20 protein-coding genes are annotated in these 19025 nt (G+C 71.7%); 13 read left to right on the top strand and 7 right to left on the bottom strand.

From position 1 onward, the window contains the following. The first annotated feature begins 2 nt into the window (after positions 1–2). From zapE to ACWGO0_RS25140, 4 genes are all read left to right on the top strand, one after another. Complete coding sequence (gene zapE, locus ACWGO0_RS25155) at positions 3–1097, top strand: cell division protein ZapE (RefSeq protein ID WP_453539237.1); 1095 nt, start codon at positions 3–5, stop codon at positions 1095–1097. 86 nt (positions 1098–1183) lie between these two features. Further along, positions 1184–1609: an OsmC family protein gene (locus ACWGO0_RS25150; protein WP_453539234.1), complete on the top strand. Its 426-nt coding sequence runs from the start codon at positions 1184–1186 to the stop codon at positions 1607–1609. A gap of 135 nt (positions 1610–1744) precedes the next feature. Beyond that, positions 1745–3121, top strand: a complete 1377-nt coding sequence (locus ACWGO0_RS25145; protein ID WP_453539231.1) for an alkaline phosphatase PhoX — start codon at positions 1745–1747, stop codon at positions 3119–3121. 82 nt (positions 3122–3203) lie between these two features. Further along, complete coding sequence (locus tag ACWGO0_RS25140; RefSeq protein WP_453539228.1) at positions 3204–4130, top strand: polysaccharide deacetylase family protein; 927 nt, start codon at positions 3204–3206, stop codon at positions 4128–4130. 15 nt (positions 4131–4145) lie between these two features. Here ACWGO0_RS25140 and ACWGO0_RS25135 read toward each other — a convergent pair whose 3' ends face one another. From ACWGO0_RS25135 to ACWGO0_RS25120, 4 genes are read right to left on the bottom strand one after another with little or no spacing between them, the layout of a single operon-like run. Continuing rightward, on the bottom strand, positions 4146–4334 hold the full coding sequence (locus ACWGO0_RS25135) for a hypothetical protein (RefSeq protein ID WP_453539225.1): 189 nt from the start codon (positions 4332–4334) through the stop codon (positions 4146–4148). 14 nt (positions 4335–4348) lie between these two features. Then, on the bottom strand, positions 4349–5017 hold the full coding sequence (locus ACWGO0_RS25130) for an ABC transporter (protein ID WP_453539223.1): 669 nt from the start codon (positions 5015–5017) through the stop codon (positions 4349–4351). A gap of 1 nt (position 5018) precedes the next feature. Next, on the bottom strand, positions 5019–5936 hold the full coding sequence (locus ACWGO0_RS25125) for an ATP-binding cassette domain-containing protein (protein ID WP_453539384.1): 918 nt from the start codon (positions 5934–5936) through the stop codon (positions 5019–5021). Next, positions 5933–6610 (bottom strand): AIM24 family protein, encoded by a 678-nt coding sequence (locus ACWGO0_RS25120; RefSeq protein ID WP_453539220.1) that lies wholly within the window; start codon positions 6608–6610, stop codon positions 5933–5935. The genes ACWGO0_RS25125 and ACWGO0_RS25120 overlap by 4 nt, the downstream gene beginning before the upstream one ends. A gap of 71 nt (positions 6611–6681) precedes the next feature. On the opposite strand from ACWGO0_RS25120, the gene ACWGO0_RS25115 reads away from it, so the two are divergent. After that, entirely contained in the window at positions 6682–7470 is a 789-nt protein-coding gene (locus ACWGO0_RS25115; RefSeq protein ID WP_453539217.1) for a peptidyl-tRNA hydrolase, read from the top strand. Between the two features lie 11 nt (positions 7471–7481). On the opposite strand, the gene ACWGO0_RS25110 is transcribed toward ACWGO0_RS25115, so the two are convergent. Continuing rightward, positions 7482–7607, bottom strand: coding sequence for a hypothetical protein (locus ACWGO0_RS25110; protein ID WP_453539214.1), 126 nt, complete (start codon positions 7605–7607; stop codon positions 7482–7484). 161 nt (positions 7608–7768) lie between these two features. Between ACWGO0_RS25110 and ACWGO0_RS25105 the strand changes: the two genes are divergently transcribed. From ACWGO0_RS25105 to ACWGO0_RS25075, 7 genes are all read left to right on the top strand, one after another. Further along, positions 7769–8716 (top strand): alpha/beta fold hydrolase, encoded by a 948-nt coding sequence (locus tag ACWGO0_RS25105; RefSeq protein ID WP_453539211.1) that lies wholly within the window; start codon positions 7769–7771, stop codon positions 8714–8716. Positions 8717–8723: 7 nt separating this feature from the next. Beyond that, the gene (locus ACWGO0_RS25100) at positions 8724–9374 is read left to right on the top strand and encodes a TetR/AcrR family transcriptional regulator (protein WP_453539208.1); all 651 of its coding nucleotides are present in this window, start codon (positions 8724–8726) and stop codon (positions 9372–9374) included. Between the two features lie 126 nt (positions 9375–9500). Further along, positions 9501–10247, top strand: coding sequence for a DUF4142 domain-containing protein (locus tag ACWGO0_RS25095; protein WP_453539205.1), 747 nt, complete (start codon positions 9501–9503; stop codon positions 10245–10247). 109 nt (positions 10248–10356) lie between these two features. Beyond that, positions 10357–11700 (top strand): DUF692 domain-containing protein, encoded by a 1344-nt coding sequence (locus ACWGO0_RS25090; protein ID WP_453539202.1) that lies wholly within the window; start codon positions 10357–10359, stop codon positions 11698–11700. A 4-nt stretch (positions 11701–11704) separates the two neighbouring features. Beyond that, positions 11705–12769 (top strand): TIGR04222 domain-containing membrane protein, encoded by a 1065-nt coding sequence (locus ACWGO0_RS25085; RefSeq protein ID WP_453539199.1) that lies wholly within the window; start codon positions 11705–11707, stop codon positions 12767–12769. A gap of 111 nt (positions 12770–12880) precedes the next feature. Then, positions 12881–13675 (top strand): TIGR04222 domain-containing membrane protein, encoded by a 795-nt coding sequence (locus ACWGO0_RS25080; RefSeq protein ID WP_453539196.1) that lies wholly within the window; start codon positions 12881–12883, stop codon positions 13673–13675. Positions 13676–13792: 117 nt separating this feature from the next. Next, positions 13793–15424, top strand: coding sequence for an alpha/beta hydrolase (locus ACWGO0_RS25075; RefSeq protein WP_453539193.1), 1632 nt, complete (start codon positions 13793–13795; stop codon positions 15422–15424). A 32-nt stretch (positions 15425–15456) separates the two neighbouring features. Here the strand turns inward: ACWGO0_RS25075 and hemQ are convergent, their stop codons facing one another. Then, on the bottom strand, positions 15457–16182 hold the full coding sequence (hemQ, locus tag ACWGO0_RS25070) for a hydrogen peroxide-dependent heme synthase (protein ID WP_453539189.1): 726 nt from the start codon (positions 16180–16182) through the stop codon (positions 15457–15459). A gap of 4 nt (positions 16183–16186) precedes the next feature. Further along, positions 16187–17662, bottom strand: coding sequence for a protoporphyrinogen oxidase (gene hemG / locus ACWGO0_RS25065; RefSeq protein ID WP_453539186.1), 1476 nt, complete (start codon positions 17660–17662; stop codon positions 16187–16189). A 127-nt stretch (positions 17663–17789) separates the two neighbouring features. On the opposite strand from hemG, the gene ACWGO0_RS25060 reads away from it, so the two are divergent. Beyond that, a complete protein-coding gene (locus tag ACWGO0_RS25060) occupies positions 17790–18818 on the top strand; it encodes a DUF4349 domain-containing protein (RefSeq protein WP_453539183.1) in 1029 nt (342 codons plus the stop codon). Positions 18819–19025: the final 207 nt, after the last annotated feature.

The following is a 19025-nucleotide window of genomic DNA, read 5'->3' as shown; positions in this document are numbered from 1 at the left end:
TTGTGTCGTCATCCACCGCCGTTCCGGGGCAGAGCCCCATAGCCGAAGCGGCCCCCCTGTCCCTGTGCGCCCGTGAGCCGCGCGTTCCCGCCGACCGTCTGGTCGCCGAGATGGTGCCGCCGCCGCGCTTCGATTCGGTGCGCTTCGCCACGTACGTCCCCGACCCGAACCAGCCGAGCCAGACCGAAGCGGTCAGGGTGCTGAGCGATTTCGCGGGCGGCCTCGGCGGAGCGCACGCCACGGGGAGCGGGAAACGGAAGTGGTTCGGCCGGAAGGCGGCCGTTGCTCCGACCGGGCCACGCGGGGTCTATCTCGACGGTGGTTACGGGGTCGGCAAGACCCATCTGCTGGCCTCCCTCTGGCACGCCACGCCCGCGGCACCTGAGCTCAAGGCGTTCGGCACGTTCGTCGAGCTGACCAACCTGGTCGGCGCGCTGGGCTTCCAGAAGACCGTGCAGACGCTCAGCGGGCACCGGCTGCTCTGCATCGACGAATTCGAACTCGACGACCCGGGTGACACCGTGCTGGTGTCCTCGCTGCTCAGCAGGCTGGTCGAGGCGGGGGTCGCACTGGCCGCCACCTCCAACACCCTGCCCGGCAAGCTCGGCGAGGGCCGCTTCGCGGCCGCCGACTTCCTCCGCGAGATCCAGGGTCTGTCCTCGCACTTCCGGCCGCTGCGCATCGACGGCGAGGACTACCGCCACCGCGGGCTGCCCGAGGCTCCGCCGCCGTACTCGGACGAGCAGGTCACGAAGGCCGCGTACGCCACGCCCGGCGCCGCCCTCGACGACTTCCCCGGTCTGCTCGAACACCTGGCCAGGGTCCACCCGAGCCGGTACGGGGCGATGACGGACGGCGTCAGCGCCGTCTGTCTCACCGGAGTGCAGCCGGTGCCCGACCAGTCGACGGCGCTGCGGCTCGTGGTGCTCGCGGACCGGCTCTACGACCGGGAGGTCCCGGTGCTCGCCTCGGGGCTCCCCTTCGACAAGCTGTTCAGCGAAGAGATGCTGAACGGCGGGTACCGGAAGAAGTACTTCCGGGCGATCTCCAGGCTGACGGCGCTGGCGCGCGACGCAAAGGGACTGGTGGCGCAGTAGGTTCGGGGGCGTAACGCCGTACGAGGCACCTTCGGGAGGCTCGTACATCCCGTACAACCGCGCACACCGTTTGAAGGGAATCCAGCATGGCTACCACGCGTCAGGCGCACACGGTCTGGGAAGGCAACCTGATCGAGGGCGAGGGCGTCGTCACCTTCGACTCCTCCGGCATCGGCGAGTACGCGGTCTCCTGGCCGTCGCGCGCGGAGAAGGCGAACGGCAAGACCAGCCCGGAGGAGCTCATCGCCGCCGCGCACTCCAGCTGCTTCTCGATGGCTCTGTCCAACGGGCTCGCCAAGGCGGGCAACACGGCGACCCGGCTGAACACCCAGGCCGATGTGACCTTCCAGCCCGGCACCGGCATCACCGGAATCCACCTCACCGTCGTGGGCGAGGTGCCCGGTCTCGATGAGGCGGGCTTCGTGAAGGCCGCCGAGGACGCCAAGTTGAACTGCCCGGTCAGCCAGGCGCTGACGGGCACGACGATCACCCTCTCGGCCTCCCTGGCCTGATCGCACGGGCCCCTCGGACCGCTGAGGTCCCAGGGGCCGCTGTGAGGCTCAGTGGCCCGCATGGTTCCCGCGCGGCAACACGCGTGGTACACACATGCGGGTCACTTCACCTGTCCGCCAACAGGGAGTTGCCTCATGTCATCAGCATCACGACGCCCCGCGACACGACGTCAGGTCCTGGCCGGGGGCGGCGCAGCCGCCGTCTCGGTCACCTTCGCCGGCGCCTTCTCCGAACTCTTCGCGGGCACCTCGGCCGCCGTGGGCCACAGCGGTTACGGCCCCCTCGTCCCCGATCCGGACGGCCTGCTCGATCTGCCGGAGGGGTTCCGCTACCGAGTGCTTTCCCGGCAGGGCGACGAACTCCGCTCCGGTGAGGGCATCGTCCCCGGCAACCACGACGGCATGGCCGCCTTCCGGGGCCACCGCGGCCGAGTCCATCTCGTGCGCAACCACGAGAACCGGGCCACCGCCGCGCTGGGGGTCCCCACGGTCGACGGCCTCACCTACGACCCGATGGCCAAGGGCGGCTGTACGGCCCTGGAGCTCGACAGCCGCGGCAGGGTCCTCGGCGAGCGCGTCGCCATCGCCGGTACGGCGGTGAACTGCGCGGGCGGCCCCACCCCCTGGAACACCTGGCTGACCTGCGAGGAGACCGAGGACAAGGCCGGTACCAACGGCTACACCAAGGACCACGGCTTCGTCTTCGAGGTGGACGGCGCCGATCCGCGCCGTACCGGAGCCGTACCGCTCACCGCGATGGGCCGCTTCCAGCACGAGGCCGTCGCCGTCGATCCGGGGAACGGGATCGTGTACGAGACGGAGGACGCGTTCCAGCGGCCGTTCGGGCTCTTCTACCGGTTCCTGCCCGAGAAGCCACTGGGCGGGCGGGGCTCGCTGCGGGCCGGTGGCGCACTGGAGGCCATGCGGGTGCCCGGCGTGCCCGACCTCTCCGCCGTCCAGGAGACAGGGGCGAGCTTCGGCGGGGTCGAGTGGGTGCCCGTACCCGATCCGCTGGCGGCCGTAACCCCGATCCGGCTCCAGGACTTCGGCCCGAAGGGCATCACGCACGCCCAGAAGCTGGAGGGGTGTTACTGGGGCGGGTCGTCGGTCTACTTCGTCTCCAGTTTCGCGCGCCGCTCGGAGGGGTCGTCCGGTGACCACTACGGGCAGGTGTGGCGGTACGAGCCGAAGCGGCGCCGCCTCACGCTGGTGGTCGTCTTCGGCCCGGATACGGACATCCAGCTGCCCGGCGAGTCCCCCGACAACATCTGTCTGTCCGCCGACGGCGGGCTGATGGTGTGCGAGGACGGCAACGGGGCCCAGTACGTGCTCGGGGTGACCCGGCGGGGCGAGGTGTACACGATGGCGCGCGGCCGGCAGAACACGGGGACCCCGGAGGAGCCGGAGTGGGGCGAGTTCGCCGGAACGACCTTCTCGCCGGACGGTCTGACGATGTATCTGAACTGCTATGCGCCGGGGACGACCTTCGCGGTGACGGGGCCGTGGCGCTGACCGGCTGACCTCCGGAGGGCCGTCCGGCGGCGCGTGAGCGCCGTCGGCGGCCCTCCGCAGGGTGATCGGTTAGTTTCCGGGAGTGACCAACTCTGTACGGAAAACGACTGTTCTGACCGTTTTGGGGGCAGTGCTCGGAAGCGGCCTCCTCGGTTGCGGGAGCTCGGCGGGGCCGCGTAACCACGTCCCCCCGACCGCGACCCCCTCCGCACCCGCCCCCTCGGCACCCGCCGCCTCCGCGCCCGCCCCCGCCGGTGCGCCGGCCACGCCGCCCGCCGCCGGACGGAAACCGCCCACCATGGCGCCGGGACCTGCCGGACTGACCCCGGTCTTCCTGCGCGCCCCACGCGGGCGGGCGGGCAACACCGGGTCCCGCGACAAGGTGGTGGCGCTGACCTTCGACGCGGACATGACCGCGGACCAGGGAGCGCGCGCGGCCTCGGGCGAGCGCTTCGACAACCCGGAACTGATCGCGCTGCTGCGCCGGCTGAAGGTCCCTTCGACGGTCTTCATGACGGGCCGGTGGGCGCAGGAGTATCCGGCGCAGACCCGGTCCATCGGCACCGACCCGCTGTTCGAGATCGCCAACCACTCGTACCGCCACTACGCCTTCACGTCCCCGTGCTACGGCCTGCCCGTCGTCGAGAAGGCGGACATGCGCGACGACGTACGGCGCGCCTTCACCGCGTTCCGGAAGGCGGGGGCACGCAACGTGGTGCCGTACTTCCGCTTCCCCGGCGGCTGCTACGACGACGCGGCGCTGCGCACCCTGGCATCGGAGAAGGTGACGGCGGTGCAGTGGGACGTCGTCAGCGGTGACGCGTTCGCGAAGGACGCGGACGCCGTGGCCGAACAGGTACTTGCGGGAGTCACTCCGGGATCGCTGGTCGTCATGCACTGCACGCGCAGCGCGGCACCGGTGACCGACGAAGCGGTGCGGCGGGTGGTCCCGGAGCTGCGCAAGCGCGGTTACCGCTTCGTGAAGGTCTCCGAGCTGATGCGCGGCTGAGCCCCTGGCACCGCCTCAGCCGGAGCAGGCCCTGCGGGCCGCCTCCTGCCACTCGCACACCGGGCACAGGGTGATGCCCTTGGCCGACTCCGGATACTCGGTCGGCTCGCGGCACAGTAGGCATTCGGCGAACGGAGGCCCCACGTCCGCGCCGGTGACCACAGGCTTCGGAGGCGCAGGAGGCTCGCAGTACGAATCGTCCATGAGTACGAGCCTACTCAGCCGCGCCGCGAAACGAGTCCGGCGGCCAGAGCGGCTGCCCCGGCGGCGAAGGCCGCGGCACCGAGGAGCGGCAGGGCGGGCACCGCGACCACCCCGGTCCGCGAGCCGGAGACCAGTGCGGTCACCGCGTACTTCGCCGGCGAGCCGGTCGTGACCAGGGCCAGCAGGGCGCCGAGCACGGTGGCGGCGACGGACCAGCCGCGGGCGTGCAGCAGCGGTCTGGTGCAGAGCGCGCCGACGGCCGCACCCACCAAGGCGCAGCAGACGGCGGCGAGGAGTCCGGCCGTGGCCGCCTGGACCGGGGAGACGGCGACCGTGCGGTCGTTGCTGACCGGGCTGCTGACCAGCAGCACGACCGCGGTGGCCGCGGCGCCCAGCGCCGTCGCGCATCCGATGGCCGCAAGGAGCGTGGCCAGATGGAGCCGGTGCGGTCCGGCGGCGGCTGCGGCGACAGTCCGGGCGGCGGGCGGCTCCTGACCGGCGCAGAGCTGGACGAACCAGGCTGCGACCGGCAGCAGCGCGGCGGCTGCGTAGCCGAGCGAGTCCAGCACGGGCTGCCCCGCCTGAACGCCGACGCCGAGGAACGCCGCGTACAGGAGGACGGGGGCGAGCCAGCGCTGCGAGCGCAGCAACAGGGCCGCCTGGTACCGGAGCAGGGCCGTCATGTCACACCTTCCGGTGACCGGTGACCGGGCTCGGAGCCCGAACGCGCGGCTCGGGGGGACCGGCCGCGCGTTCGGGCTCCGGCACGGGGAACAACTGCCGGATACGCCAGGGCGGGCGGGCCGCGAGGAGCGCCCGCAGCAGATCGTCCGAGTGCGTGGCGCCGACCGTGAGGTGCAGGGTCCCGGCGGGCCCGGATGCCTGGACGGGTGCGCCCGGCAGTCCGGTCGGGAGTACGGCCCGGGGCGGGCCTTCGACCTCGATACGGATCCGCGGTTCGGGCCGTTCCGCCCCTTCCGCCGCCGGCTCACATACCCGGACCACGGAGTGCCCCTCGACGCGGTGGACGGCGCGGACCGCTCCCGCGAGGCGGCGCGGGTCGTGGTCGACGAAGACGACGGTGGCGCCCGCCGTGACGCGTTCGGCGACGGCCCGGTCCAGTTCCTCGCGGGCCGCGGTGCCCAGGCCGGTCCATGCCTCGTCCAGGACGAGCAGTCCTGGTTCGGCCAGGAGCGCCTGGGCGACGGCCACTTTCTGGCTGGTGCCCTTGGAGAGCTCCGCGAGGGGTGTCCCGGCATGCTCGGCGGCCCCGAACCGCGCCAGCCACGCTTCGGCGCGCCTCTTCGCCTCGGCGGTGCGCAGGCCGTGGATGCGCCCCAGGTGGACGAGGTATCCGGCGGCGGTGAACGGCAGGGCCGCCGGGAAGCGCTCGGGGACGTACGCCGTACGCGGCCTGTGGCCGGTGATCCGGCCCTCGCTCGGTGCGTCGATCCCGGCGAGCAGCCGCAACAGGGTCGACTTCCCGGTGCCGTTGGCCCCCTCGATCCGTACCAGGGTCCGCGCGGGCAGGTCGAGATCGACCCCGCGCAGGACCCAGGGGCCGCCGAGGCCGTACCGGCGGCCCACCCCTCGCAGATTCAGCTGGACGTCGCCTTCTCGGGCCTGGCCTCGCTGGGGCGCACGATGACGAACCCCTCGCCCTGGAGCATCAGCTGGACGGCCTCGCCCGAGCCGCCGCGCACCATCGAGCCGAAGCTCTGCGAACGGTGCAGGGACGTGGTGAGCTGCTCGCTCCAGCCGACGACGGCGTCCGTGTCGACGTACACCGGCTGCTGGGCGGTGACGGGGATCACCAGCGGGTGGCCCTCACATATCAGGCCGAGCTTCCCGTATCCACTGAAGACGCTGTTGAAGAGGCCGCCGCCGGTCATTCCGGCGCCCTTCACCGTCTTGATCTCGTACGAGAGGCTGGCGTCGAAGCACAGGACGTTACGGCCGTTGACGGTCAGGACGTCGCCCTGCTCCATCTCCACGATGAAACAGCTCGCCGCCTCGTGGGCGAACCACGCCTCGCCCTGGCCGCGGACCGCCATGAGCGCAAGACCCTCGCCGGTGACCGCGCGCTTCAGCATGCCGCCGAGGCCCTGGCCCTTGCGCTCGAACTGGAGATTGCCGCGGAAGGCGATCATCGAGCCCTGGCGTGCGTGCATCTCACCGTTGACGGCGTACTTGATGGACTTGCTGTTCTGCAGGGTCATTCCGGGGACGGTGGCCGGCTGGACCATGTGCTCGCTGGAAAAGAGATCGCTCTTCATGCCGTGCATCCTCACCCGGAGCGTTTCGTTCCGCCAAGAAGCGGTGGTCGATCGCCTGGCAGACTGGGCGGGTGAGCAGCAACGACATCCCCGCATCCGAGTCCCCCGCCGTGCCCGGGGCCGAGTCCCCCGCCGCGTCCCTTCCCGAGGACAGTCCGTTCCGCACGGAGCCGACCGGCCGCGACGAGGCGCCGCAGTTCGTCCTGCCGCTGGTGGTGCACATCGAGAAGACGGCGCCCCCGGCCCGTACCGACGCACTGCGGACCGCTGCCCGTGCGGTGCTCACGATCCTCTCCGACGAACGCTCGCTCGACGAGGGCGAATGGGCCCAGCTCATGCGGGACTGGCAGGACGCCCGGATCCGCAAGGTGGTGCGCCGGGCACGCGGTGCGGAGTGGCGCAAGGCGTCCGCCCTGCCCGGGATCACGGTCACGGGCGACAGCGCCGAGGTGCGGGTGTTCCCGCCGGTGCCGCTGGACGGCTGGCCCAAGGAACTGGCCAAACTCCAGGTGTCGGGCACGGACCTGGACGACCCCGAGCCCCCGGCCGCACCCGACCCCACCGGCCCCGTGCTGTGGCTCAACCCCGGTCTCGACATGTCGGCCGGCAAGACCATGGCCCAGGTCGGACACGGTGCTCAGCTCGCCTGGTGGGAGCTGTCGGAGACGGAGCGCAAGGAGTGGCGCGAGGCCGGTTTCCCGCTCTCGGTGGCAACCCCGGACGCGGCCCGCTGGCGGGAACTCACTGTGAGCGGGCTGCCGGTGGTGCGTGACGCCGGGTTCACCGAGATCGCGCCCGGAGAGACTGTCGTAGCCGAAGGGGGCAGTCGCTTTTGCCCCCTCCCGCGAGCACCGCGGTAGGCGTCAGGGCGTCATTCGGGCCACACGGAGCCGCCCGAGAGCAGCGAGCGGGCGGCGTACCGGGTTTCGCCCATGTCGAAGAGTTCGATGCGCCAGGTCGTCGAGCGCACGCTGCCCCGGTTCCGGTAGGAACGCACGATCCGCACATGGTCGTGGCGCGCCACGAAGCCCGCGAGACCAGACGGTGGCCGGCATGGCGTTCTCCTCGCGAGAGCGGGACGGGGGACTTGCTCGGCATATAACAGCACGGTCGTTCGTGCTAATTTAACACTCCGATACCGACCGAGGAGCACTGAGCATGATTCCCACCGAGGCACTTGCCGGCACCGCGCTCAACACCGTCTCCCGGATCCCGGGAGGGTTCGCGGGTGCCGGCGCCTACACCTTGTTCCACATGCCGCTCGCCCGGAGCGGCATGCGGGACACGGAACGGGAGCTGTTCACCATGGCCGACGTCACGAGGCTTGAGATCAACGGCAAGTCCGCGGTGACCTACCGGTGGGGCAGCGGCGAAAGGCCCGTAGTCCTGGTGCACGGCTGGCAGTCGCGCGGCTCACGTCTCGCCGACTTCGTGCCGGGGCTCCTCGACCGCGGATACAGCGTCATCACCTTCGACGCCCCAGGCCACGGCGGCTCCACCGGACGTAGCACCACGATTCTCGAATACCGCGACATCCTCGGCGCACTCCACGATCAGTACGGTGAGTTCGAAGCCCTGGTCGCACACTCGCTCGGCGTCCTCGGCTCGTTCTTCGCATTGCAGCACGGAGTGAAGGCGAAGGGGATCGCCGCCATCAGCGGGGTCTGCGACTTCGACTATCTGGTCGAGGAGTTCTGCTCCGCCCTCGACCTGCGCCACCGGCTGAAGGCCGAGCTGCACGACCGCATCAGGAAGAACCTCTTCCCCGGCCCGCCGGCCGACCGGACACCCTTCTCCGCGGTGAACACCGTGACGGACATAAGGTCTCCGATCCTGGTGGTCCACGACGAGGACGACACCAGGATCACTGTGGAGCAGGGCCGCCGGCTCGCCGGCGCGTTCGGCGGTCAGGCACGCCTGATCACCACCCGCGGCCTCGGACACCGCCGGATCCTGGGTGACCCCGACGTCGTACGCGCCGTCCTGGACTTCGTCGGGCACGGTCCGGACCGGTCCGGCAAGGCGGGCTCCGAGGCGGTAGGGCCCCGTAGCGACTCAGTAGGCTGGAGCTTCGGCGGCACCATGGGGGTCCGGCCCGAGAGATAGGCAGGACATGGCAGCGACACACACCGACGGGCGGATCGCGCGTGGGAACCAGACGCGACAGCTGGTCCTCGGGCGCGCCGTGGAGATCGCCTCCGTCGAGGGTCTGGAGGGCCTCTCGCTGGGACGGCTCGCGACCGAGCTGAAGCTGAGCAAGAGCGGCGTGTTCGCCCTGTTCGGCTCCAAGGAGGACCTGCAGCTCGCCACGGTCCAAGCGGCCGTCAAGGTCTACGTCGAACACGTCGTCCGGCCGGCCCGCGACCTGCCGCCGGGGCTCGACCGCCTGTGGCGGGTGTGCACCGGCTGGCTCGACTACTCCCGGCAGCGGGTCTTCCCCGGCGGCTGCTTCTTCTACTCGGCCACGGCCGAGTACGACGCCCGTGCGGGCAAGGTCCACGACGCACTCGCCGCGGCCCGCGTCAACTGGCTCACCTTTCTCGAACAGACCGTGCGCGACGCGCAGCAGGCGGGCGAGGCCGATGAGGGAACCGACGTGGCCCAACTCGTGTTCGAAATCGCCGCGTTCATGGAGATGGCCAACGCCGAATCCGTCCTGCACAACGAGTTCACCTGCTACGACAAGGCGGCCAAGGCCATCCTGAACCGCCTGCGCGGCGTGGCCACCGACACGTCCCTGCTCCCGTCCACCGCCGCTGACTGAACATCCCTGCGCACACTTACGTACCTCCCGATACTGCCGTACCGGCATTACCGCCAAGTAGCCTGCACGGCGAATCAGTTGGCGGTTGATTCGACGCTGTCACGCATCGGCCCGGGAGACACCTTGTTGCGACGCATCAATGGCACAGCCCTCATCATCGCGGCACTTGTCGCCACGCTCGGCGCGCTCGCCTTCCCCGTCTGGTCGTACGCCGACCGCTCGGGCACCGGCGAGGCCAATCTCAACGCGTCGAGCGTCGCCACCCAGTGGGGACCCCTCTCCGCCACCGACCGGGACTTCCTGATCAAGGTGCGGCTCGCCGGGCTGTGGGAGCTGCCCGCCGGGCAGCAGGCGATCCAGCGGGCCCCGAGCGAGGCGACGAAGGCGGCGGGCGACCACCTCGTCGTGGGTCACACCGATCTGGACCGGCGGGCGCGGGACGTCGCGGCGAAGCTCGGGATCGAGCTGCCGAACCAGCCCACACCCCAGCAGCAGGGCTGGCTCCAGGAGCTCACGGCGGCGAGCGGCGACGAGTACGAGCGGAAGTTCGCCAATCTCCTGCGGGCCGCGCACGGCAAGGTCTTCGCGCTGGTCGCCCAGGTGCGGCACACCACCCGTAACGCGCTGATACGGCAGCTTGCGTCGGACGCCAACCAGACGGTGCTCGATCACATCACCATGCTGGAGGGCACCGGATTCGTCGACTTCGACGGCCTGGCGCGCGAAGCGGCGGGCGCGTCGACGGCAAGCCCCTCGGGTCCGGCGGTGTCGCCCGGCGGCGCGGTCCCGCAGGTCCCGGTGCCGGTCACACCGACCGGGGACCAGTCGTTCACCTCACGCCCGGTGCCCCCCACGATGATGCCGATGCCCTGACGGGCGCTCCCCGGGAACCTCAAATCAAGCTCTGAACGTCCCCCTGTTCGGATTCATCACCGCTCCCCGGGGCCATCACCCCTGCACGAGCGGACCGAGGGGGACACACATGAGGCTGGGAATCGGGATCGGCTGGCGGCCGGAGATCGCCGACGCAGTGGCGGCGCTGCCCGGGATCGACTGGGTGGAGGCGGTCGCGGAGAACATCTGCACCGGCCACCCGCCCGAGGCGCTGATGCGGCTCAGGGAGCGCGGCGTCACCGTCGTCCCGCACGGCGTCTCCCTCGGGCTCGGCGGGGCTGACCGGCCCGCCCCGGGCCGTCTCTCCGATCTGGCGGCGCGGGCCACCCTGCTGGGTGCGCCGCTGGTGACGGAGCACATCGCGTTCGTACGCGGCGGGGGGCCGCTGACCGCGTCGCCGAGGCTCGAAGCGGGCCACCTGCTGCCCGTGCCGCGCACCTGGGACGCCCTGGACGTGCTGTGCGAGAACGTGCGGATCGCGCAGGACTCGCTGCCCGTGCCGCTGGCCCTGGAGAACATCGCCGCGCTGATCTCCTGGCCGGACGAGGAGCTGACCGAGGGGCAGTTCCTCGCGGAGCTCGTCGAACGCACCGGGGTCCGGCTGCTCATCGACGTCGCCAATCTGCACACCAACCACGTCAACCGCGGCGAGGACCCGGCGACGGCGCTGGACGAGCTGCCGGTCGAGGCCATCGCGTACGTACATGTGGCGGGCGGCGTCCAGAAGGACGGCGTATGGCACGACACGCACGCGCACCCCGTGACGCGGCCCGTGCTGGACGTCCTCACCGAGCTGCGCTCCCGGGTCGACCCGCCGGGAGTGCTGCTGGAGCGCGACGACGACTTCCCGCCGGCCGCCGAGCTGGCGGGCGAACTGGCCACGATCCGGGCGACGCTGGCGGCCGCGGAGGCCACGTCACGGGGCGGCCGGGGGCGGACCGAGGCCGTAGGTACCGGAGCCATACGTCCCGCGGCTGTATGTCCTGCGGCTGTACGTCCCGCGCGGGCCGCGGCTCCGGTGGAGGGTGCCCGGGACCGTAGCGCCATGGCGCAGACCTCCCTGCTCTCGGCGCTCGTCGCCGGTACCCCGGCACCGGAGGGCTTCGACCACCGGCGGCTCGGCGTGCAGAGCCGGGCCCTGGCCGCGAAGCGGGCCGGTGTCGTGGCGAAGGTGGCTCCGGAACTCCCGGAGATCCTCGGCGACGGCTACCGCCGGGCCTTCGTCGACTACGCGAGGACGCACCCGATGTCCGACGGGTACCGTCGCGACGCGGTGGACTTCGCGGAGCGGCTGCTGATCGACGGGCTCCCGGCGGACAGCGCGGCCAGGCGGCGGCTGACCCGCTGGTGGCAGGAGTGCGTCGATCCGCGACCGCCCCGCCGCTCCGTCCGACTCGTCCGTGCGGCCCGTGCCGCTCTCGTGGGGAAGTGAACCGATGAACGCTCTCGCCCTTTTGCTGAACCTCGCCGTGGCTGTCACGTCGGTCCTCCTGATCACCCGCGCCGTCGCCGCACGCGGCTCCGCCGCTGGAGCCGACAGCCAGGTGCACGACATCTACGAGGCGGCGTTCCTCAACGGTGGCCCGGCCCGGGTGGTGGACACCGCGCTGACCGCCATGCACTCGGACGGCCGGCTGGCCGTCGGCGGACCCGGCATCGTCGCCGTCCTGCGGAACGAAGCCCGTGACCCGGTGGAACGCGCCGTGCTCGAACAGCTCGCCGCGGCCCCGAGCGGCGCCCTGCACACGCTGCGGGCCGCGGTGATGCGCCACCCGGCCGTACAGGAGACCGGCGACGGGCTCGCGGCACGCGGACTGCTCATCGCTCCCGCCACGAACCGGCCACTGCGTGTGCGGGCCCTCACCCAGGGCTTCGCCTGCCTGGCGGCCCTGCCGGTCTGTCTGGTGCTGACCTTCGTTCAGTACGCCGTGCACGACGGCTACTCGGACATCCCGTTCCCCTTCATCATCAAGATGCTGCCGATCCTTCTGTTCGGCTCCCTGACCGGCATGCTCGTGGCCTCGTCCACCGGGAGAAGGATCACCAAGGCGGGCCGACGGGCCGCCGACGGCTACCGGGCCGCGCACGCCTACACGATGACCCCGGCCCACCTGGTGGCCACGCTGGGGCTGCGCGCACTGCCGGATCCCGTACTCCAGGCGCAGTTGGTCGCAGCCGCCCGGGTCCGGACCACCGGACGGGGTGGATCGTCGAGGTCGTCGGGGTACACGGGGTCCATGGACTCCTCGGGCTCGTCCTCGGCGCTCCTCGTGCCGGCGGTGTGGTGTGCCGGGGTGGGTCCCGGCGGTGCGAGCTGCGGAAGTTCCAGCGGAAGCGGGGGCAGTGGCGGGGGCAGTGGCGGGGGCGGTGGTGGCTGCGGCTCGGGCGGCGGGTCCAGCTGCAGCTCAGGCTCCAGTTGCGGAGGGGGCGGCGGAAGCAGCAGCGGCGGGTCGAGCTGCGGGAGCAGTTCCGGCGGCTCCAGTTGCAGCAGCAGCTCCTGAGCGCAGGCAGACAGACCGGAACCAGCCACGCGTACCAGCAGATGGACCGCATCGCATCCATATGATGAACAGGGCATGGCGTTTCCTTCACGCCTCGCATACAAATCCGGGATGCTCTGGGTCTTGTTCCTGCTGGTCGCGTGGGCTGCGGCGGCCATTGCCTGTCTCCGCCTCTGCCTCGCCACCGCTGCCGCGGCACCCCGTCCGGCCGACGCACGGGAATCGGCCCACCATGCGCTGAATCTGTACGAGACGGCCTTCCTGGCCGGGGGGCCGCACCGGGTCGCCGATCTCGCGCTCGTCTCCATGCATCTGCGGCGCCGGCTGCTGCTCGCGCACACCGGCTGGGCGACGGTCGTCGACCCGGAGGGCCGCGACGAGGTCGAACGCACCGTCATACGGGCCATAGGGCCTGAGGGTCAGTCCCGGATCACGCGGATACGGGCCACCGCCGCCGCGGCCGACGCGGTACGTGCCCTCGCGGACCGGCTCGTCGCGGCGGGCCTGGCCGTTCCGCCCGGGACCCGTACGGGCATCGCGTCGGCGGCGCGGGGGGTACGCGCCTCGGCCGTGCTCGTCGTGGTGCTCGCCGGGGCCGCTGTGCTCCTCCCGGGCGGGGAACCGGGTGGCGCCGGCCTGGTGGTGGCCTGGTTCGGGCTGCCGCTCGTCCTGACGCTCGGCTGCCTCGCGATCGCCCGGGTCGAGAGCCATCCGTACAGCCCGTGGGCCTCCCCGTCCGGACAGCGGTGGCTGGACTCGCTGCCCGCCCCGGTGTCGGGCGCGGACCGCGACCTGCTGGCCGCGGTGGCCGTCCAGGGGGTGCGGGCGGTGGAGGACCCGGCGCTGCGTGCGGCCCTGACGGGCCGTCGCACCGGGTGGTCGGCCCATCCGGGGCATTACATATGACATTGCAGTGTGGTGCTTTACATCCCTGATCAAGCACCCGACCATCCCCTTCGGCTTCGGCTCGGCTTCGGCCTCGGCCTCACAGGCCCCACAGGCCCCTGTACGAAGGGAACGCGCGTGAGAGCAGCAGCGCTGTACGGAACTGTCGTGTGCGTGGCCCTGTCGGTCGTATCCGCTCCCGCGACCCCCGCCACGGGCCTCGACCGCACACCATCCGTGTCCCCGGCCACGTCCGGCGGCGTCGCCGCCGAGGCCCGCGGGACCGAGCTCGCCGCGGCCCGCGCCGCGGCCACCGGCATCTCCTTCGGGCCGTGTCCCGAGGAGGAGATGCTGCCCGACTCCCTCCGGTGCGGCACCGTCGCCGTGCCGCTCAACTACGCCGCGCCTTACGGCCGGCAGATCGAGCTCGTCGTCAGCCGCGTCCGCGCGACCGGGAGCGCGGACAGCCGTCAGGGCTCGTTGGTCTACAACCCGGGCGGCCCCGGCGCCTCCAGCATCACCTTCCCGCTGGCCGGTGAGATGCCGGAGTGGAAGAAGATCGCCCGCGCGTACGACATGGTGGGTTACGCACCACGCGGCGTCACCCCCTCGGCCCCGCTCTCCTGTCAGGACCCCGCCGAGTTCGCCGAGGCGCCCGCCGAAGCGCCGGTGCACCCGTCGGCGGCGTACAAGCAGCAGCGGATCACGCGGGCGAAGGCGTACGCGGACGGCTGCGCGCGCGACGCGGGTCCGGCGCTGCGGCACTACCACTCGCTCAACAACGCCCGTGACCTGGACGTCGTGCGGGCGGCGCTGGGTGAACGGAAGCTGACGTTCATGGGCGCCTCGTACGGGACGTACTTCGGCGCGGTGTACGCCACGCTCTTCCCGTCCCACGTACGCCGCATGGTCTTCGACTCGGCCGTCGATCCGGACCCGGGCCAGATCTGGTACCGCTCCAACCTCGACCAGTCGCTCGCCTTCGAGTCGCGCTGGGCGGACTTCCGTACGTGGGTCGCCAAGCACGATGTGACATATCACCTTGGAACGTCACCCATGGCGGTGCAACGCAGTTACGACAAGGTGCGCGCCGCCGTCGCCCGGCGGCCCGCGGGCGGGAAGGTCGGGCCCGCGCAGCTGCACTCCGCGATTCTCGGTGCCGTGTACTACGACGACTACTGGGCGATGCGGGCGACGGCCCTCTCGGAGTACGTACGGGGCAACCCGGAGCCGCTGACCGAGCAGGCGTCGCCACGTGAGGTGGCGGCGCGGGACAACGAGAACGCCAACGCGGTCTACACGGCCGTCCAGTGCAACGACGCGCCGTGGCCGACGGACTGGCGGGTGTGGGACCGCGACCACACCGCGGTCGCCGGGATCGCCCCGTTCGAGACCTGGGCCAACGCCTGGATGAATCTGCCGTGCGCCTACTGGCCCGCGCCCAGGCAGGAGCCGGTCGACGTCGGTACGGAGTGGGGCGAGCTGCCCCCGGTCCTGATCCTGGCGGCCGAGCGTGACGCGGCGACGCCGTACGAGGGGGCGTTGGAACTTCAGCGGCGGCTGCGCGGCGCGGCGCTCGTGACGGAGCGGGACGCCGGTTCGCACGGCATCGGCGGCAGCGGCAACGCCTGCGTCGACAAGCATCTGGAGACGTACCTGCTGACCGGAAGAACACCGGTGCGGCGCGCGGAATGCGCGCCGCACCGGGAGCCGAACCCGGTGTCGCTGGAACGGCGGGCGGGACAGAGAATGCCGGTGCCCGCCGTCTGATCTTCCGGGTTGGGGTGGTCGGGAATCGCTGGCTATGCGAGCCCGGCCACCAGGTCTGCGACGGACTTGCGGCGGCCCGTGTAGAACGGGACCTCTTCGCGGACGTGGAGCCGCGCCTCGGAGGCGCGCAGGTGACGCATGAGGTCGACGATGCGGTACAGCTCGTCGGCCTCGAAAGCGAGGAGCCACTCGTAGTCGCCGAGGGAGAAGGAGGCGACGGTGTTGGCGCGGACGTCCGGGTAGCCGCGGGCCATCTTGCCGTGGTCCGCGAGCATGCGGCGGCGGTCCTCGTCCGGCAGCAGGTACCAGTCGTAGGAGCGCACAAAGGGATAGACGCTGATGTAGTTGCGCGGCGTCTCGTCGGCCAGGAAGGCCGGGATGTGCGACTTGTTGAACTCGGCGGGGCGGTGCAGCGCCATGTTCGACCAGACCGGCTCGAGGGCGCGGCCCAGCTTGGTGCGCCGGAAGAGGTTGTACGCCTCCTGGAGCTCGTCGGCGGTCTCGGCGTGCCACCAGATCATGAGGTCGGCGTCGGCACGCAGCCCGGACACGTCGTACGTGCCGCGCACGGTGATGTCCTTGGCCGCGAGCTGGTCGAACAGCTCCTGGACCTCGTCGGCGTACCCGGCGCGGTCCAGCGGCAGCACGTCGCGCAGTTTGAAGACCGACCACAGCGTGTAGCGGATGACCTCGTTGAGGTCCTTGGCCTTCTTGCCGGCGTTCGGGGCCTTTGATGTCGCAGTCTCAGCAGCACTCATACGGCTATTGTCCCGCCTCGCTCCGAGTGCCCTGAACCAGGGGTGGGGTGTCGATGATCTCTCGTGCAATGTCACGGGTGATCTCGTCCGCCGCGCGGTGCGCGCTCGCGATGCAGGCGGGGATGCCGACCCCGTCGTACACCGCCCCGCAGACCCGGAGCGCCGGCAGCTTCGCGACTTCCTCGCGGATGCGGGCGACCCGGGTGAGGTGCCCGACGGGGTACTGCGGGAGTCCGCCGATCCACCGGGTGACCTCGGTGTCGACGGGCTTGGCCGCGAGTCCGGTCGCGTCGGCGAGGTCGCGCAGGGAGACGTCGACGAGCTCGTCGTCCTCGCGGTGGAGGTGGTCCTCCTCGCCGTACCTGCCGACGGACGTACGCAGGACGAAGAGGTCGGGGGCGGAGTCCGCCACCCACTGCCACTTGTGGCTGGAGAAGGTGGACGCCTTGATCGTGCGGCCGTCGACCGGCGGCACGAGGAAGCCGGAGCGTCCCTGGAGCGCCTCGGTCGCCGCGATGTCGGAGCGCCGGAACGCCATGGTGACCAGGGCCATCGAGGCGTATTCGACCCCGGCCAGATCGGCGGAGGCGGCCGGTGACTCGGCGGCGAGGAGCGTGGAGGCGGACCAGGCGGGGGTGGCGAGGACGATGCCGTCGGCGGTGATCACGCGGGTGTCGGTCCGTACGTCCCAGCCCGCGGCGGTACGGGTCAGGCCGAGCACGGGCGTACGGGTCAGGATCTCGGCGCCCCCGGCGCGTACGGCGTCGGCGACGGCGTCGGGCAGGCTGCCGATGCCACCGTCGATGCCCTGGAAGACCGGTCCCGTCTGCTGCCGGGCGGCGGCCCTTTCCTGGGCGCGCCGCACGCCGTCGAGCAGCGAGCCGCCCTCCTTCACCACCTCGAAGAGCTGCGGTACGGCGGCCCGCATCGAGATCCGGTAGGCGTCGCCCGCGTAGACCCCGCCGAGCAGGGGCTCCACGAGGCGGTCGACGACCTCGCGGCCGAGCCGGTCGGCGACGTACGCGCCCACGGCGACGTCGTGGCCGACGGCGGTGGGGGTCAGGTCGCGTTCTTCGGCGATCCGGGCGAGGCCGGCCGGGGAGAGCACTCCGCTGAGTGCCGCCGGGTCGCCGGGTACGCCCATGAGGTGGCCCTTGGGCATGGGGCGCAGTGCGTCCCGTGTCCACACCGACGCGGTGGCGGTTGCGGGCGGCTGGAGACGGTCGCCGAGTCCGACGGCCCGGGCGAGCTCGACCGCTTCGGGGCGGCGCGCGAGCATCGACTCGGCCCCGAGGTCGACCCGTGTGCCCGCGATGTCGCCCGTCATGAGCTTGCCGCCGACCCGGTCCGTCGCCTCCAGGAGCGTGACCCGCAGGCCGGTGGCGAGCAGCCGGTGGGCGGCGGCCAGACCGGCGATGCCACCGCCGATGACGACGACATGACCCGTGCGCGTGTTCACGCGCTGATGAGAACCCTGCATGGGTCCACTCTCTCAAACCCGTACCGAGTCCCGACCGTGACCGCATCGAAACCGCTGACAGGCAACCCTCGCAGGGGGCCCGTACGTCGAAGGTGCAACGTCAAACACCATCGTGGGGGGCCCAGTTATGGACACCGAACAGCACACGGAACGACCACGCGCCAACCGGCGCACCACGGCGGCACTGACCGCGGGTCTGCTCGCCGCGGTGCTGGCCGTCGGCGGCTGCGGCGCCGGCTCCGGCGACGACGGGGCCAAGGGGATGGCCCGGTCGGACTCCAAGGCGGACGGCGCCGGTTCGGCGGCGGACCGGTCCGCGGAGAAGCCGGCCGACGGCTCGAAGAACGCGGCGGAAGCCGACAGGCCGAAGGCCGTCAGCCACGTCATCCGCACGGCCACCCTGTTCGTCGAGGTGAAGAACGTACCGAAGGCGGTCTCCGCGGCCCGGGCGGCGGCGGAGGGTGCCGGTGGTCTCGTATCGAACGAGACCACGGAGCGGGTCGACGACGAGCACGAGAGCTCGCACCTCGTGCTGCGCGTGCCCGAGGACCGGTACCAGGAGGTCCTGCGGAGTCTCGGGGGTACCGGGAAGGTGCTGTCGCGTACGTCGAACGCGAAGGACGTCACCGATCAGGTCGTCGACGTGGACAGCAGGATCGCCACGCAGAAGGCGAGCGTCGCACGGGTCCGCAAGCTGATGGACCAGGCGGAGAAGCTCACCGATGTGGTCACGCTGGAGGGCGAACTGAGCAGTCGGCAGGCGTCCTTGGAGTCGCTGCTCGCCCAGCAGGCCAGTCTGAAGGACCGCACCTCGCTGGCGACGATCACGCTCGACCTCGTCGAGCCCGACTCCCCCGCCGCGAGGCCGGACGACGACGAGCCGGGCTTCGTGGATGCCCTGGGCGGTGGCTGGGACGCGTTCGTGACGATGCTGCGGTGGATCGCCGTGGCGATCGGAGCGTCGGCCCCGTTCCTGGCCACGGCGGCGATCGTGGTGCTGGTCTGGCGCCGGCTGCGCCCCGCCCGGCAGGCCCCGGCTGCCCGCCCGTCCGCGTTCCCGAATTCGGGCCCGCCACGGGCGTCTGCGTCGGGCCCGTCCGCGGCGCCGCGTCCCGGCTCGTCCGAAGCGCCGGATTCGAGCCCGTCCGGCGATTGAGGACACCGTGGGGCCGAAGGCCCCGCGGCCCGCACGACGCCGTAGCGTGGGCCGTCGGACACGCACGGCGAAGGGACCCGGCATGGCAGCGGAGCGACTGGTCGTCATCGGGGGCGGCGCGGGGGGGCAGTGCCCCCCCGCCCCCGCCCCCCCGCGCAAAGGGGCCCGGCCGGAGGGCAAAACCCCCCACCAAACGGGGCCATTAAA

Source organism: Streptomyces sp. NPDC055749 (genome assembly GCF_053617235.1).
This window is presented reverse-complemented; position numbering and strand designations above follow the sequence as displayed.

Coding starts and splice junctions, on each gene's coding strand:
- ACWGO0_RS25150 (WP_453539234.1), top strand. CDS start 1,184: ATGGCTACCACGCGTCAGGCGCACACGGTCTGGGAAGGCAACCTGATC.
- ACWGO0_RS25145 (WP_453539231.1), top strand. CDS start 1,745: ATGTCATCAGCATCACGACGCCCCGCGACACGACGTCAGGTCCTGGCC.
- ACWGO0_RS25135 (WP_453539225.1), bottom strand. CDS start 4,334: ATGGACGATTCGTACTGCGAGCCTCCTGCGCCTCCGAAGCCTGTGGTC.
- ACWGO0_RS25130 (WP_453539223.1), bottom strand. CDS start 5,017: ATGACGGCCCTGCTCCGGTACCAGGCGGCCCTGTTGCTGCGCTCGCAG.
- ACWGO0_RS25120 (WP_453539220.1), bottom strand. CDS start 6,610: ATGAAGAGCGATCTCTTTTCCAGCGAGCACATGGTCCAGCCGGCCACC.
- ACWGO0_RS25105 (WP_453539211.1), top strand. CDS start 7,769: ATGATTCCCACCGAGGCACTTGCCGGCACCGCGCTCAACACCGTCTCC.
- ACWGO0_RS25100 (WP_453539208.1), top strand. CDS start 8,724: ATGGCAGCGACACACACCGACGGGCGGATCGCGCGTGGGAACCAGACG.
- ACWGO0_RS25090 (WP_453539202.1), top strand. CDS start 10,357: ATGAGGCTGGGAATCGGGATCGGCTGGCGGCCGGAGATCGCCGACGCA.
- ACWGO0_RS25085 (WP_453539199.1), top strand. CDS start 11,705: ATGAACGCTCTCGCCCTTTTGCTGAACCTCGCCGTGGCTGTCACGTCG.
- ACWGO0_RS25080 (WP_453539196.1), top strand. CDS start 12,881: ATGCTCTGGGTCTTGTTCCTGCTGGTCGCGTGGGCTGCGGCGGCCATT.
- hemQ (WP_453539189.1), bottom strand. CDS start 16,182: ATGAGTGCTGCTGAGACTGCGACATCAAAGGCCCCGAACGCCGGCAAG.
- hemG (WP_453539186.1), bottom strand. CDS start 17,662: ATGCAGGGTTCTCATCAGCGCGTGAACACGCGCACGGGTCATGTCGTC.
- ACWGO0_RS25060 (WP_453539183.1), top strand. CDS start 17,790: ATGGACACCGAACAGCACACGGAACGACCACGCGCCAACCGGCGCACC.